1 pseudogene is annotated in these 297 nt (G+C 66.3%); it reads left to right on the top strand.

Features of this window, described 5'->3' with window-relative positions:
- Positions 1–229 (top strand): annotated as a pseudogene (locus P0D96_RS48610) (RND transporter); the annotation flags it as partial.
- Positions 230–297 lie beyond the last annotated feature (68 nt).

The following is a 297-nucleotide window of genomic DNA, read 5'->3' as shown; positions in this document are numbered from 1 at the left end:
GCAGCGCGCCACCACGGCCGCGGACCTGTCGTTGCGGCTCACGACGAACCGCTTCAACGCGGGCGCGGTCAGCTATCTCGACGTGGTGACCGCGCAGACGATTGCGCTGACGAACCAGCGCATCGCGGATCAGATTGCCGAGCGGCAGTTGGAGTCGAGTGTGTTGTTGCTGAAGGCGTTAGGCGGGACGTGGGGTGGCGAAAGCCAGAGCGCGGCGGGGACTGTGTAACCGGTTGTACGCCCTCACCTGGCGCGCGGAAACCTCAGCACGAACCGCGTACTGCGCGCATCGCTCTG

Source organism: Paraburkholderia sp. RL17-347-BIC-D, from assembly GCF_046027915.1.
Taxonomy (GTDB): Bacteria; Pseudomonadota; Gammaproteobacteria; order Burkholderiales; family Burkholderiaceae; genus Paraburkholderia.
Note: the sequence above shows the minus strand (reverse complement) of the source record. Positions and strands in the feature narration are given on the sequence as shown.